This window comes from Ignavibacteria bacterium, assembly GCA_025612375.1.
Classification (GTDB): Bacteria; Bacteroidota; Ignavibacteria; order Ignavibacteriales; family SURF-24; genus JAAXKN01.
In genome coordinates this window covers 321,782-336,657 of sequence record JAAXKN010000001.1, presented here as the reverse complement: position 1 = coordinate 336,657, position 14,876 = coordinate 321,782, and the positions used below count along the sequence as shown (strand labels likewise).

Here is a 14,876-nt window from a genome sequence, read left to right as displayed (position 1 = left end):
CGCTTCTATGAAGACACAGGTGCCCGGACCTAAATCCAAAGAGCTCTTCGAACTGGAACAAAAGTTTATCTCGCCGGGCATTCAGACCATTGCCACCTCTTCGCAGATTGCAGTTGAGAAAGGGGAGGGCGCAATCGTTGAGGATGTGGACGGCAACCGCTACATTGATTTCTTTGCCGGGGTCGGTGTGGCAAGCCTGGGCTACAACCATCCCAAATACGTAAAAATGATGCAGGAGCAGGTCTCTAAGATCCACGTCGGCAGCTTTACCTCCAGAAACCGCGCCGAGCTATCAAGCCTCTTGTCAGAGGTGGCCGTAGGCGACCTGAGGAGAACGCAGTACTACTCAAGCGGAGCCGAGGCCGTTGAGGCAGCCCTGAGGCTCGCTAAATCCTACACAGGCAAATCGGAATTCATCGGCTTCTGGGAAGGATTCCACGGCAAGACGCTCGGCGTGCTTGGACTCCTCGGGGATAACTTCAAGCACGGGCTCGGGCCCCTTCCATTCGGAAGATACCTGACGCCTTATGCAAACTGCGGGCACTGCCCGTTCGAAAAGACCTTCCCTGAATGCAGCTTTGCGTGCGTGGACTTCATGAAGAAAAAAATCAGGTACGAAACTACAAACGACATTGCCGCAATTGTGGTGGAGCCCATTCAGGGAACAGCCGGGAACGTTGTTCCTCCGGAAGGCTTCCTTACAAAATTAAGACAGCTGGCCGACGAGATTAAGGCACTCCTGATTGTGGATGAAATGATTACTGGATTTGGAAGAACAGGCAGAATGTTCGGATGCCAGCACGACAACGTGGTGCCCGACATAATTACGGTAGGCAAGGGTTTTGGCGGGGGATTCCCCATGACGGGGCTAATGTCGCGCGAGGAGGTCATATTCTCAAAGCCTTTTGCCAATCCATCCGGAAGCTCTTCGAGCTACGGCGGCAACCCGCTGGCCTCGGCCGCAGCACTGGCTACTCTGAAAACTATTGTTGAGGATGACCTGGTCGGTAATTCGGCAAGGGTCGGCAGCTTCATGCTTGAAAGGCTCATGACCTTTAAGGACAAATTCCCCTTCGTCGGCCAGGTGCGCGGGCGCGGGCTAATGATAGGCATGGAACTCGTCAAGTCTCCCGGCTCAAAGGAAAAACTTGAGAAAAAATATACTCAGATGATATTCCAGGAATGCCTCAAGCGCGGACTGATCGTAATGGGCTATAACCCCGATATCAGGATAAATCCGCCCCTTATAATTACGGAAGAAATTGCCGAGGAAGGAATTGAAATAATGGAGGAAGCCTTTAAGGATGTCGCAAATAGAATTATCTTATAAAACCAGGGATGTTGAAGAATTCCTGGATGTTTATTTCTACCGCCCCTTCGGTTTTTTGATAGCAAAGGCCTGCTGGAAGCTCGGCATAAGGCCCAATGCTATTACTGCTATTGGAATGCTTCTTGGCGTTATGGGGGGGCACCTACTGTTCTATAATGACGTGAAATTGAACATCTACGGCATTCTTCTTATAATCATCAATGAAGCTTTTGACAGCGCCGACGGACAGCTTGCAAGGCTTTCGGGCTTCCGGACAAAGTACGGAAGGATCTTCGACGGCTTTGCAGGCAATACCGTATTCCTAAGCATTTATATACACCTGTGCTTAAGAATAATTTATTCCGGAGGAACCGGGTGGATTTTTCTTCTTGCCATTATCTCAGGCATCTGCCACTCTTATCAGAGCGCAATGGCCGATTACTACCGCAACGGATATCTGCACTTTGTAATCTCGGTTAAAAAAGGGGAGCTCGATAAACATAAGGATGTGGCAAAAAAGTTTAGCGACTTGAGCTGGAGGCATGACTTCCCGGGCAAGTTCCTTATGATGTTCTATGTCAATTATACGCGCCAGCAGGAAAGCCTGTCTAAAAATTTCCAGAAGCTCTTCAGCCGCAGCGCCGAGGTGTTTAAGAATAATATACCGGACCAGTTTAAGACATCGTATAAGGAGTACAATAAGCCTTTGCTTAAGTACTACAACATACTTACAACTAATACACGCCAGTTCTGGCTGTTTATTGTTGTGCTCCTGGACAGGCCCATTTTTTACTTCCTCTTTGAACTCACGATTCTTAACATTCTTCTTGCCTGGGTTACAGTGAGGCAGGAGAGTATTAATAAAAGACTTCTTTTGATGGCCGACAAATTTCAGACGGCTAAAATAAAAGTGGAGAAGTAATTTGCTGAAAGGAGCAATAATAGGAGCAGGGAAAATTGCACAGGAAGGGCATCTGCCGGCATTCTTAGACCCTGAGATAGCCTGTAGTGCTGAAATTGTTGCAGCAGTGGATAATAACGCTGAGACCGTAAGGCTTGCAAGGGCAAAATTCCCGGGAATAATGTACTACTCTTCAGTGGATGAAATGTTCAGCCGGGAGGATGTGGATTTTATTGACATCTCTTCTCCCCCCGGGACTCACGCATCTCTGATTGAAGAGGGCATAAGAAGGGGCGTCCATATCCTGTGCGAAAAGCCTTTTGTCTTAAGTCCTTTTGACGCAGAAAGGCTGTATCCTGTACTGACAGAAGATCCGAAGGTCTTTATGCCCGTCCATCAGTATAAATATTCTCCCATCTGGAGGACGTTCAGAAGTGAGGTTCCGGAAGGTTCCCTGAAAAAGAGCCTCCTTCAGTTTAATGTTTTCAGAACGGAGGCGGATAAAGGAATTGCCCCTTTGGGCGCAAGGTGGCGCACCAACCCTTTGATCAGCGGAGGCGGCATTCTTTCTGATACCGGTGTGCATTACCTTTATCTTGCCCTTTGGATGTTTGGTGAGGCAAGAAAGGTTACCTCAAAAATATTTTCCATTTCGCACACCGACTACAGCGTCGAAGATACGGCGCTCGTGCTCCTGGAATTTGACAAAGGCATTGCTCAGATCAGCCTTACCTGGGGAGCCGACAGAAGGGCAAACAGTGCCTGCCTTGTAAACGACAGTATGAGCCTTGTCTATAACGGCACTGAACTGATTAAACATTCTCAGCAGGGAAGCCTGAAAATTCCCGTTCCCGATGCTTCTGATAAAAAGAACTACGTTGCCTTGTACGTTTCCTTAATAAGCGACTTTCTGGGGCAGATCACCTCAGGCATTAAAGACAACTGCCACCTGGATGAAGCCTATAAAAGCATCAGGCTTTTGCACTCATGCTACAGGGCAGCTGAATTAAACCAAACAATTGCTGTTTAATGAGGAAAAAGCTATTTCCCATATTGTATGCCGTCGGGATTGCCATATTTGTCATTCTTATCTGGGACTTTGGCCTTGATAAAATAATTGTCAATATAAGAAAGACAGGCTGGTGGTTTCTGCCTATAATTGCGGTCTGGGGCCTTGTCTATCTGATCAATGCCCTGGGATGGCACATTATACTTGGTGAGGACAGAAAAAAAGTTGCATTCTGGAGGATCTTCGGTATAAGCCTTGGCGGCTTTGCCATAAATTATCTTACCCCTTTTGTCAACCTTGGGGGTGAACCTTACAGAGTATACGCACTGAAGGACTTTACGGGAATCAATAAATCTGTTTCCTCGGTTACTCTTTACAGGATGCTGCACATCATTTCACACCTCCTCTTCTGGCTTGCAGTAATACCGGTGACGTTTTTTGTGATACCTGTGTCACTAAAGTTTGCAGTCACACTGGTTATTTTATTTCTGGTCATCTTCTTAATGCTGGCCTTTGTATTCTCCCGGCACAAGCTGGGAATCTATGAGGCGATATCAAAGATAATAATGCGCCTGAAGTTCCTGAAGTTTCTTAATAAAAAGCTGGAAGAAAATAAAAACAATATAGTCGAGATTGACAGCCAGATTAAGGATTTCTACTTCAACCAGAAAAGGATCTTTTACACCGTTCTCGGCATGGAATTCTTTGCCCGTGTTCTGGCTGCAATGGAGTTCTTTTTTGTCTTCCGGTCCATCGGTATAGATATCTCTGTTTTCCAGGCGCTGTATATACACGGGGCGTCGTCCTTATTTTTGAATATATTATTCTTTATGCCGATGGAGTTTGGAACAAGGGAAGGGAGCCTTTATGTTACACTGAAAGCTTTCATTCCTGATGCCACGGTCGGAATTTATATCGCTCTTGTCAACCGTATAAGGGAACTGTTCTGGATCGGAATCGGTATGCTCCTTATTCAGTTCAATAACAGAAGCTTAAAAAAAGAGAATACCCTTTTTATGCGTAAAAGCGGGATTACTAATGAAAGCAATAATTTTTGACTTCGGCGGTACACTCGATACCGACGGTACCCATTGGGGAATAAAGTTCCATGAGGTTTACCTCGGCTCAGGGATCATGATTCCGGAGAAGGTATTCAGAAATGCTTATGTTCTGGCTGAACGGGATATGGCGGGAAAACTAAAGAAAAATACAGGCCTTCTTGAAACTCTCAACAAGCAGATCTCCTTTCAGCTGAAGCACCTGGTAAATGATTATAACTGCAGGTTCTACGACGATCTGCCTCAGATAGCGGATGACCTTTCCCGGAAGTGCTATAGCGAAGTAAAAAATAATACCGGTTATATATACAATACGCTCCTTAACCTTTCAAAGAAGTATACGCTCGGCGTCATTTCAAACTTTTACAGCAACCTTGTTCAGGTGCTTAAGGATTTAGGAATATATGAACTTTTCTCTCTTGTAATGGATTCTGAACTAACAGGCATAAGGAAACCCGACAGGGAGTTTTACCAGGAGATGCTTGGTAAAACAGCACTTAAGCCTGAAGAGCTCATAATGATTGGGGATTCATACGACAATGACATCGTGCCCTCGAAAAGCCTGGGCTGCAGGACCATCTGGCTTAAAGGCCGCGCCTGGAAATATCCGGAGGATTATTCAATGGCTGACTTTATTATCGGCAGCCTGAGCGAAGTTGAAAGTGCCGTCGAAATAATGGAAAAGATGACCTCCCCAAAATCCTTATCCCCATATGCAAAATAGCCGTTTACCTTACTGCACAACAGACACCTTATTTGGAATACAGCTTTGAGGCTTTCTCGGCCGAAGAGGTAATTCCTTTTATAAGTGCAGAGCTGAAGCCGTGGTGCTCCATCTGGTTTAATCCTGCGATTGTGCACCCCTGTGGGGTTGTGACTTTGTCCACCTCCTTTTCAGGGTGGCTTCCCAAGTCCACAAGAAGTGAAGCGGCACCTTTAGCCGTCTGGGCTGCCATTAAAAGGGCGTCTTCGGCATGAAATCCTATTTCAATTCCGCCCTGGGAGGCCGCGCGTATGGCTCTTAAGAAAAATGCAATGCCGCAGGCGCAAAGTGCGGTTGCAGGAACCATCAGGGCCTCGTCTATTACGAGCACCTTGCCAACCGATTCAAATATCCTCTTTGTCAGATAAAGCCCTGATGCACTTGCCTCGTCGGCGCAGATGCAAGTCATGGATTCCCTGATGGCAATTGCTGTATTCGGCATGGCTCTTAAGACGGGGATATTGTTATTTTCTATTTTCCGCCTTATCTCTTTTATGGACGCCCCTGAAACGACAGATATTACAGTGTGCCTTTTTTCATCGAGGGAGTCCTTTATTTCCATTAAAAGCCCGTCGAGCTGCTGGGGTGTTACTGCAATAATAATAATGTCGCTGTCATTTACGGCTGAGCTATTGCTGGTATCAGTCCTGAAGCCCTGGCCTTCAAAGGCTTTCAGGTGTTCCTTGCTGCGCCTTGTTACTGTAATGTCGCCTGCCTTAAAGACTTCAGACTTTACGAGCCCGTTTGCAATTGCTGAGCCGATATTGCCGCCGCCTAAGATTGCCGCACTTTGTTTTCTTTCCGCCATCTTTATCCTTGTTCCTTAAATTTCATACAATATAATAAATAGTTTTGAAGATTTCTCCTTTTCCGGTGTTCTTTTTACGGTTAACTGATTGCATTGTTTTTCAGCCTTATTATTCGTTTAATAAAACTAATATGGATAAGTTCTCTGTGTAACCGGTTTATAAAGACGCTTTAGAGGTGTCTTATGGCTGAAATACCAAAGTACAGGTCGCTGCTTTTTATGGAAACCTTTGAGGAGGATTCAGACAACCTGAACGTAATTATTGAAACACCGAAAGGGAGCAGGAATAAATATAAGTATGCTCCAACGCTTGACGTCTTCAAGCTCGATGGCTCGCTTCAGGCCGGAGCCAGCTTTCCCTTTGATTTTGGCTTTATACCCTCTACAGAAGTTGAAGACGGCGATCCCCTGGATATCCTTGTCCTCATGGACCAGTAAGCCTATACAGGCTGTCTTGTCCCTGTAAGGCTCATCGGCGTAATTGAGGCGAAGCAGTCTGCAAAGAAGGGAAAATTTGAACGCAACGACCGTCTTATAGCTGTATTTGCAAAGTCGCACATATATAGCGATATCAGGAGCCTCCAGCAGCTGAATAAAAGCACGCTTGAGGAAATCCAGTTTTTCTTTGAGACTTACAACAGGTACAAAGGAAAGGAATTCAAAGCCCTGGGACAGTACGGCCCCAAACAGGCACTTAAGCTGGTGAAGCAGGGAATAAAGCTTTTTAAGGAGAACAACAGCTGAATTTAAGAAAAAAATTATAAAGGATATAAGAGATGGAAAACGACAATAATTATGTAAACGACCATGGCGATAGTGATCAGGGCGGACGCAGGCCCGGTACCAAACCCGAAGAGTTCGAAGGTGAAAATGAAGTGACAGGCTATGGCCATAAAAGGCGCCCAAAAGATGAAAAGAAGTCGGGCAGCGGCCTGGAAGAGTATAATGAAAAGCAGCAGAATAGAAAAGATTCTGACCCTAACCCGCTTGAAGGGCAGGAAAATATAGAAAACGAATAAAACCTCAGAGCGGGCCGGACTTGCCCGCTCTCATCTTTACTCTAAAAAACGCTGCTTTATACCCCATCTGTAAACCCCGCATGCAAAAAAGCTGTAGAACTTTTTCTAATTTATCCCTATCTTCATAGCCGGTTTATAGCTAAGAACTATGGAGGAACTTACTTATGCGGATACTCATCCTGCTATTTCTTTTTACTGCCACGTCCTTTGCACAGACAAAGCTTGAGGATATAAAAACATTTACCCTCAAAAACGGCATGAAAATAATTATACTTGAGGACCACTCGATACCGAACGCAAACATGTACCTGTTCTGGCGCGTGGGTTCAAGAAATGAATACCCGGGCATTACAGGTATATCCCACTTTTTTGAACACATGATGTTTAACGGTGCCAAAAAATACGGCCCAAAGGTCTTCGACCAGGTAATGGAATTTAACGGCGGGGCAAATAACGCCTATACAACCGAAAACGTTACAGTTTATACCGACTGGTTTCCTTCCAATGCGCTCAAGACAATATTTGACCTGGAGAGTGACAGAATTCAAAACCTGAATTTTAACGATAAGCTCGTTGAAAGCGAAAGGGGAGTAATACTCTCTGAAAGAAGCACGGGACTTGAAAACAGCAACTTTGAATTCCTGAACCAGCCTTTGCTGGGCGTTGCAATGACGGCTCACCCATATCACTGGCCTGTTATAGGCTATGAGTCGGACATAAAAAACTGGTCTAAAAAGGACCTGCAGAATTACTTCAAGACCTACTACGCACCGAACAACTGTGTGGCCGTTATCTCGGGCGACGTCAGGCCTGAGGAGGTGCGTCATCTGGCAGAAAAATATTTTGAGCCGATACCGCCACAGGATCCTCCGCGCAAAATCCACACTGTTGAGCCTGAACAGCTGGGGGAAAAAAGACTTACTGTTTATAAGGCCGTATCAACACCGAACGTGATGGTTGCCTATCATGTGCCCCAAACGGGCTCAGAGGACTTCTACGCGCTGGACCTCCTTAATTCAATATTGTCCGAGGGGAAAAGCTCAAGGCTTTATAACGCCCTGGTAGATAAAAAACAGCTTGCAACAGAGGTATTCACCTACACCCCGCAGGCATTCGACCCCTTTTTGATGTTTATTTACGCCGTTGCCTCAAACGACATAAAAGCTGAAGCGCTTGAAGAAGCAATATACTCTGAACTGGATAAGATTTCAAAAGAAGGTGTAACAGACTCAGAGCTGCAGAAGGCAAAGAACCAGAAGCTAATGGAATTTTACCACAGCATGGAAACAATAAACGGAAAGGCAAACAGCATTGGCACTTATGAACTTTTCTTCGGAGACTATGCAAAACTCTTCAGTGCCCCTGATGATTACAACAAAGTTACAAATGAGGACATAAAGCGTGCAGCCTCTAAGTACTTCCGTCCAACAAACAGAACCGTTGGCTTCCTTCAGCCTGAAAAGGAGAATAAATAATGAAAACTAATAGAATTTTACGCACTCTTAAAACCTTACCCGCATTTTTACTGTTCCTGGCTTTCTTAAACCAAAGCCTCCTTGCCATGAACAAAAAGGCTTCGGAAGGCGGCTATAAGCTCCCGCAGTATGAAAAGTTTACTCTGGGTAACGGGCTTACAGTCTATCTCATGGAGCAGCACGAGGTGCCGTTGGTATACCTTTCACTTGCAACTCCCGGGGGCTCAATCCATGACGGAGAGAAAGCAGGCCTTGCCTTCTTTACGGCTGAGGCCCTGCACTTCGGAACAAAGAGCTATTCAAAAGACCAGATAGAGGAAACCTTCGACTTCTACGGCGCCAGCTTCTCCTCAAATGCAGCTAATGAATCGGCCAGAATAAACGCTTCATTTGCATCCAAAGACAGGGATAAAATCCTGCCCGTCATAAAGGAAATGATAGTAAACCCGGTATTCGATAAAACAGAATTTGAAAAAAGAAAGCAGAGGGCTCTTTTAGAATTAAAACAGGCAAAGGAAAGTCCTCGCAGGGTAATTAAAGGCTATTTTGACAGGTTCCTCTACGGAAATAACCCCTACGGAAGCCCGGTTGCGGGAACCGTTACTTCTGTCTCAACCATCGTACTGGAGGATCTGCAGAACTTCTACGATAAAAATTATATTCCGAACGGTTCGGCAATTGCCCTGGCCGGGGACTTCAAGGCCGCCGAAATGAAAAGCTATATCACGAGCCTCTTTTCCGACTGGAAAAGAAAGGATATTCCATCAGCGGAAACAATTACGCCCGAGGGCAAACTAAATTCCAGCCGGATACTCCTTGTAAATAAGGATGACGCAACTGAAACAACTTTCCTCATTGGAAGCTACGGCATCAAACAGAGTAATCCCGACTACGTTTCGGTGCAGGTAATAAATACAATTCTTGGCGGCAGGTTTACTTCCTGGCTCAATGATGAGCTGAGGGTAAATTCCGGCCTTACCTACGGGGCTCGCAGCGATTTTTCGGCACTGAAGGAAACAGGAACCTTTACAATAAGCACTTATACAGGAACTGCCACAACCGTCGATGCAATTGACATCGCCTTAAAGGTCTTAAAACGCCTGCATGAAAAGGGGATTGACGAGAAGACACTTACATCCGCAAAAAATTACCTTAAAGGGCAGTTTCCGCCAAAGTATGAAACCGCCGGAGCGCTTTCGCAGCTGCTCGTGAACATGTTTACCTATAATTTCAATGAGTCTTTTATAAACGACTTTGAAAAGAACGTCGACAGCCTGACACTCGATAAAGCAAAGGAAATTATTGCTAAGTATTTTCCTGAGAACAACTTGCAGTTTGTACTTATAGGCAAGGCTTCCGAGATCAAAGAGAAGGTTGCAAAGTACGGACAGATGACTACGGTTGATATTAAGGATGACAGCTTTTAAGTCAATAGCCCCCGGCGAAATTTTTATTTTTTTTGTTTTTGATTTTTCAGCCCAAATAAATAACTTCGCTTCTGCGTAAAAAGAAATGTATGCTCCCCCCAGTGGGGAGCTGTTAAAATATAATTTCAATAGGAGATAATGTGAGCGCGGATATTAAAGAATTAAGCAGTGTCGATTTTCTGGACAATTACAGGGAAAAGAAGCCGAAAGGCCCCGTAAAAAGGGAATTTGTCATTTCTGAAGAAATGAAGTTCATGGCACAGGAGATCATAAGCGAAGAGAAAATTGACGTGCATCCTGCTAAAATAGAGTATGTTACGGTTGAACCTAACATATCCAAAAGCACGGCTGCAAAATGTGTTAAAACCGGCAAGGAGCTGAAATTTTTCTCGAACCTTGACTATGTTATTGAAGTTTCAGGGGAACTCTGGACGGCCCTCGACAAGGAAACAAGAAGAATACTTCTTGAGCATGAACTTAGGCACATACTGGTCCTGCAGAACGATAAGACGGGCGACTGGAATTTCAAGCTGAGAAAGCACGACATTCAGGACTTTGGAAGAATTGTCTCAGCGCACGGCGTCGACTGGATAAAAAGGGTAAAACTCTGCATCAGTTCACTCTACGACCTGACACCGGCCGAAGAGGATAATATCCAGATGTAAGAAGTTTTTGTTTTAGCGTTGGATTTTTGATTAAGGGATACAGAAACAATTTCTGTATCCCTTTTTTAATTTTCTAGCGGTAGAGGTAGTATTTCTTTGAGAGCTTTCTGAACTGTTCGACGTCTTTATCAAGAAACGGCTTTACGTCGCTATAGAGCATCTTTTCACTGAAGATCTTTCTTACCTTGTCTGTTCCTGCCACCTTGTCAAAAAAGTCTATCCTGTCCTGCTTGGCCAATGTAAATGGGTTCTTATCCGGGTATAATTCATTGTTTACCTGCATAAAAAGGAACTGCAGAGAAAGAAGGTTTACTTTCTTCATATCGAGCAGATGTATCTGTACGCCGTGAAGCTCCTTGCCCTGATTGCCGCCGTAGAACGGCTTAAATGTCATAGGCCTGAAGAGCACACCTTCAATTCCGAGTGAATTCATCTTGTCCGCAAGTTTTTTCCCGTCAATCCATTCGGCGGCAAAGGTTTCAAAAGGAATCGTGTAGCCAACGCCTTCTGAGACCGTACCGAGCTCACCCATAACTCCGGTTGAAACATAGTATTCAGGCGAGTCTTTATGAGCTACGTGCGGGCTTGCAGGCACCCAGATGAGTCCCGTTTCACTGAAAGACATGCTGCGCTTCCAGCCCTTCATAGGAACAACCGTAAGCTTGCACTTAATCCCGTCTTTAAGCATCCCTTCGTTGTTTAACATCTTTGCGAGCTCTCCGCAGGTCAGGCCGTAAACGTAAGGGATCTTGAACTGGCTTACAAAAGAGATGAAACCGTCTTCAACCAGGTTTCCTTCCACTTTAAGGCCCGTTAACGGGTTAGGGCGGTCGAGCACAACAAACTCCTTGTTGTTTTCTGCCGCGGCTTCCATGGCAACACCCATAGTTGAAATATATGTGTATGAGCGGCAGCCGTTATCCTGAATGTCATAGACCAGTACATCTATATCCTTCAGCATCTCGGGGGTCGGTTTCCTGGTTTTTCCGTAAAGAGAATAAACGGGAAGTTTTGTAACCGGATCGGTATAGAAATCCACGTGCTCACCGGCTGCATAATCGCCTCTTACGCCGTGCTCGGGGCCGTAGAGCGCAACAAGCTTAACTCCGGGGGTTTCAAAGAGTATGTCTATAGTCGACTTAAGGTGCTGGTCGACGCCTGTGGGGTTTGTAATCAAGCCTACTCTTTTACCTTTCAGGAGGTCGAAATTCTTCTCCTTAAGAACGTCAATACCTGTCTTTACCTTAAAAGTCTGAGCGTTCAGACTAACTGACAACAGCAATACTGAAAACAAAAAAAAGATTTTTTTCATTATTTTAACCTTTGAATGATTTTGTCCACGATTGAAGCGCTCTGTGCCTTTACATCATTGCACAGTATTTCAGCGCTTTTTAAGAGTTCTCCGGCAATCGTCTGATTTTTAAGAGAACTGCAGTTAATTAAAACGTTTAAGAATGCGCCCTGGGATGCTGCCGATAAAAGCAGGGCGGCCACACCGGCATCAGAAAGCGAGTTCTGGTTGCCTTTTTCAACTACAGTCTGAATTAAGGGAATAACCTCGTTGCACGTCCTTATTACTTCAGAGGGAACTTCTGCTGCCTGGAAGGTTGCCTCGTCAATTTTCTCAAGCCGTGCGGATTTTTCGTCCTCGGTCTCCTTGGGCAGCTTGAATGCATCCATAACCCTGTCAAAAGCCTCATTGTCCCTGTTTGCCAGAAGTATGAACTTTTCCTTTAACTCCTCCAGGCTTTTTTTTGCCACGGTCATCTCGGGCTCAAAATCGGCATATTTCTTTTTCCCGATTGTAAGATTGCAGACCATCTCTCCAAGGCCCGAGGCCAGGCTGCCGCAGAAAGCCGAAACGTTGCCTCCTCCCGGGGTAGGGGAGTTTGAGGAAAGTTCATCCAGGTACTGTTTTAATGTCTTTGAGGTGTCCATTTTTTATTCCTGTAAATTGTTTGATTTTTCAGATCATGTAATCGATTATTTTCTGTTCCGGTATAAAAGGGTTCAGGCTGCTTAGGCCCAGGCGCTCAACGGCAATTTCCACCAGTTTTGTTTCATTGGTCTCTTTGTTCTCACTGTAGAACCTGCCGGCCATAAGGAGAGCCTCAAGCGGTACAAGGCCCACAATTTCACTTCCTTCCACCTCCACGCCGAGTCTTCTGGCTTCTTTCTTTACCTCTTCAAATGCCAGGTGTATCGGAACAACCGTATAGTTCTTGAGATTCATGGATACCTGTGTTATGTTGTATTTCTCCAGGAAAACCCCCATCCCCTGAACGGTCTTAAGGCGTCCCGGTATTTTAACTGTCTGCCCGTCCACTTTTACAACGCTGCCGTTTTCATCTCTTTGCGGCCTCCCGGTTTCTCTCAGGATCTCAGCAATCTCTTTTGAATACTTTATGTCGGGGGATTTAATGTTGACGTTGTAGGCTATAAGGAAGAACCTGGCTCCCGTTACAAGTGCCCCAAGCTTTGCATTAAATTCCGCTTTGCCGAAGTCAGGCGCCCATGAAGGGTCCTTAAGTTTTTCTTCCAGGCCTTCGTATTCACCCTTGCGTATGTTAGAAAGGAGTTTCCTCTGCGGCGTGCGGCTGGCTTCTTCATATAAGTAGACCGGGAGATTTAGCTCTTCGGAGATCCTCTTTCCGAACTCCTCCGAGATCTTTACGCACTCTTCCATTGAAGTATTTTTAACAGGAACAAAAGGTACTACGTCTATTGCCCCCAGGCGCGGGTGCTCTCCTTTATGATTCCTCATGTCGATCCCCTGGGCTGCTGCCTTACAGGCCTCTATTGTGCCCTCAAGAATCCCTTTTTCACTTCCTGCCAGCGTTACAACTACACGGTTATAATCCCTGTCGGGCTCAAGGCTCAAGAGCTTTACGTCTTCTACTTTTGAGACTGCGCCTGAAATGGCCTCAAAGACAGCCTCATTTCTGCCTTCACTGAAGTTAGGTACGCATTCGATAATTTTCATAATCTGCCTTTTTGAAGATTTATATTTTTCCTGTATAAATTACGCGCCCGTTTTTTATTGTCATGCAGTTGAGATTTTTCCCGACCTGATAGACTATGTCTGAATATTCCCCGGTGTCAAAAACCGCCAGGTCGGCTTTTTTCCCAATTTCAATGCTTCCGGTCTTATGGCTTAAGTCAAGTGCTTTTGCGGCATTTATGGTAACTGCCGAAATCACCTCTTCAACTGTCATTTTCATCTTTATTGCAGCAAGGCTCATTACAAGGTTCAAATTTGCAATGTTTGATGATCCCGGGTTATAATCCGTTGAAAGCGCAACAATTGCGCCCTTTTCAATCAGTTTGCGTGCAGGCGCAAAGCCGTAATTAAGAAAAAAGGATACCCCGGGAAGAAGCACGCAAACGGTTTCGGTTGCGGCAATTTTACTGATCCCTTCATCTGTAATCATCTCCAGGTGGTCAAGGCTGGTGGCTCCGTAGCTTAAGGCAACGTCTATACCCCCCATGGCGTTAAACTGCTCTGAATGCAGCTTTATCTTAAAGCCCAGATCCCTGGCTTTTGAGAAAATCTTAGCGACCTCTTCCTTATTAAATGCCGTAGCCTCCAGGAATGCGTCGCAGAACACTGCCAAGCCTTCTTTTGCCGCAAGGGGGAGCATTTTATCATTAATAAGTCTTACATAGCCTTCTCTGTCATGCTCGTATTCCCCGGGGAATGTATGGGCGCCAAGAAATGTTGGAATGATGTCAATTTCATAGAACGCCTTGAGATGGTTTATTACCCTCAGAAGTTTTATCTCGTCTTCCAGGCTGAGGCCGTAACCGCTTTTAATTTCAAGCGTTGTAATTCCCTGCGAGATGGCGTATTCTATCCTGGGCCGGGCAATTTTAACCAGGTCTTCAGGACTGGTTTTTCTTACGGCCCCGACCGTTTTTTTTATTCCCCCGCCTTTAGATGCAATTTCTTCATAAGTCGCTCCAGAGATCTTCTGCCTGAATTCATCTGCTCTTGAACCCGCAAAGACAAGGTGAGTGTGGCAGTCGATCAGGCCCGGGAGCAATGTTTTTCCTTTAAGATCAATTATCTTATCGTATTTACCCTTTTTAGCCGCGGCGTCAGGGAGGATGTCTTTAATTATCTCATCCTCAATTACAACCGAGTGCCCTTCAAGAGCCTGAACTTCGCGCATCTCGCCACCGCGCTTAAAGTTCTTCCCATTGGCTGCAGCCGTTACGATTACCGAAGGAGAATAAAGCAATTCAAGCATAAATAATAATCCCCGGGAATAATGTGAAAATATGATAAAACAATTTCAACAGGGTTGATAAATATAAATAATTAAGTGCTTATTTGTTATACCCCTGATGAAGCAAAAAGCAAAAAGCCCATTTTAAGTAAAAAAAAGGAATATTTTGGCTAAAACCCGATATTTTTGTAAATTGCACTATTAAAAATAAAA

The 14,876-nt window shown here is 45.2% G+C and carries 16 protein-coding genes; 11 read left to right on the top strand and 5 right to left on the bottom strand.

Annotated features, from left to right (window positions below):
• Positions 1-7 precede the first annotated feature (7 nt).
• The 5 genes from HF312_01375 to HF312_01355 are packed head-to-tail and all read left to right on the top strand — an operon-like array spanning position 8 to position 5,001.
• Complete coding sequence (locus HF312_01375; protein MCU7518833.1) at positions 8-1,330, top strand: aminotransferase class III-fold pyridoxal phosphate-dependent enzyme; 1,323 nt, start codon at positions 8-10, stop codon at positions 1,328-1,330.
• Positions 1,305-2,231: a CDP-alcohol phosphatidyltransferase family protein gene (locus HF312_01370; protein MCU7518832.1), complete on the top strand. Its 927-nt coding sequence runs from the start codon at positions 1,305-1,307 to the stop codon at positions 2,229-2,231. The genes HF312_01375 and HF312_01370 overlap by 26 nt, the downstream gene beginning before the upstream one ends.
• Position 2,232: 1 nt before the next feature.
• The gene (locus HF312_01365) at positions 2,233-3,240 is read left to right on the top strand and encodes a Gfo/Idh/MocA family oxidoreductase (protein MCU7518831.1); all 1,008 of its coding nucleotides are present in this window, start codon (positions 2,233-2,235) and stop codon (positions 3,238-3,240) included.
• Positions 3,240-4,277, top strand: coding sequence for a flippase-like domain-containing protein (locus tag HF312_01360; GenBank protein MCU7518830.1), 1,038 nt, complete (start codon positions 3,240-3,242; stop codon positions 4,275-4,277). The genes HF312_01365 and HF312_01360 overlap by 1 nt, the downstream gene beginning before the upstream one ends.
• The gene (locus tag HF312_01355; protein ID MCU7518829.1) at positions 4,258-5,001 is read left to right on the top strand and encodes an HAD family hydrolase; all 744 of its coding nucleotides are present in this window, start codon (positions 4,258-4,260) and stop codon (positions 4,999-5,001) included. The genes HF312_01360 and HF312_01355 overlap by 20 nt, the downstream gene beginning before the upstream one ends.
• A gap of 28 nt (positions 5,002-5,029) precedes the next feature.
• Here the strand turns inward: HF312_01355 and proC are convergent, their stop codons facing one another.
• A complete protein-coding gene (gene proC, locus HF312_01350) occupies positions 5,030-5,848 on the bottom strand; it encodes a pyrroline-5-carboxylate reductase (GenBank protein MCU7518828.1) in 819 nt (272 codons plus the stop codon).
• 183 nt (positions 5,849-6,031) lie between these two features.
• Between proC and HF312_01345 the strand changes: the two genes are divergently transcribed.
• The 6 genes from HF312_01345 (at position 6,032) to HF312_01320 (ending at position 10,434) form a co-directional block, all read left to right on the top strand.
• Complete coding sequence (locus HF312_01345) at positions 6,032-6,286, top strand: inorganic diphosphatase (protein ID MCU7518827.1); 255 nt, start codon at positions 6,032-6,034, stop codon at positions 6,284-6,286.
• Positions 6,287-6,319: 33 nt separating this feature from the next.
• Entirely contained in the window at positions 6,320-6,592 is a 273-nt protein-coding gene (locus HF312_01340; GenBank protein MCU7518826.1) for an inorganic diphosphatase, read from the top strand.
• Positions 6,593-6,624: 32 nt separating this feature from the next.
• Entirely contained in the window at positions 6,625-6,867 is a 243-nt protein-coding gene (locus HF312_01335) for a hypothetical protein (protein MCU7518825.1), read from the top strand.
• 164 nt (positions 6,868-7,031) lie between these two features.
• Positions 7,032-8,342 (top strand): insulinase family protein, encoded by a 1,311-nt coding sequence (locus tag HF312_01330; protein ID MCU7518824.1) that lies wholly within the window; start codon positions 7,032-7,034, stop codon positions 8,340-8,342.
• The gene (locus tag HF312_01325) at positions 8,342-9,769 is read left to right on the top strand and encodes an insulinase family protein (GenBank protein MCU7518823.1); all 1,428 of its coding nucleotides are present in this window, start codon (positions 8,342-8,344) and stop codon (positions 9,767-9,769) included. The genes HF312_01330 and HF312_01325 overlap by 1 nt, the downstream gene beginning before the upstream one ends.
• Positions 9,770-9,909: 140 nt before the next feature.
• Complete coding sequence (locus tag HF312_01320; GenBank protein ID MCU7518822.1) at positions 9,910-10,434, top strand: hypothetical protein; 525 nt, start codon at positions 9,910-9,912, stop codon at positions 10,432-10,434.
• Positions 10,435-10,507: 73 nt separating this feature from the next.
• Here the strand turns inward: HF312_01320 and HF312_01315 are convergent, their stop codons facing one another.
• Genes HF312_01315 through HF312_01300 form a run of 4 tightly spaced genes read right to left on the bottom strand, consistent with a single transcriptional unit; the run spans position 10,508 to position 14,684 of the window.
• The gene (locus HF312_01315) at positions 10,508-11,746 is read right to left on the bottom strand and encodes a DUF1343 domain-containing protein (protein MCU7518821.1); all 1,239 of its coding nucleotides are present in this window, start codon (positions 11,744-11,746) and stop codon (positions 10,508-10,510) included.
• A complete protein-coding gene (locus tag HF312_01310; GenBank protein MCU7518820.1) occupies positions 11,746-12,372 on the bottom strand; it encodes a cyclodeaminase/cyclohydrolase family protein in 627 nt (208 codons plus the stop codon). Before HF312_01310 ends, HF312_01315 begins: the two co-directional genes overlap by 1 nt.
• A gap of 28 nt (positions 12,373-12,400) precedes the next feature.
• On the bottom strand, positions 12,401-13,417 hold the full coding sequence (ftcD, locus tag HF312_01305; protein ID MCU7518819.1) for a glutamate formimidoyltransferase: 1,017 nt from the start codon (positions 13,415-13,417) through the stop codon (positions 12,401-12,403).
• Between the two features lie 19 nt (positions 13,418-13,436).
• Positions 13,437-14,684 (bottom strand): imidazolonepropionase, encoded by a 1,248-nt coding sequence (locus HF312_01300; protein ID MCU7518818.1) that lies wholly within the window; start codon positions 14,682-14,684, stop codon positions 13,437-13,439.
• Positions 14,685-14,876 lie beyond the last annotated feature (192 nt).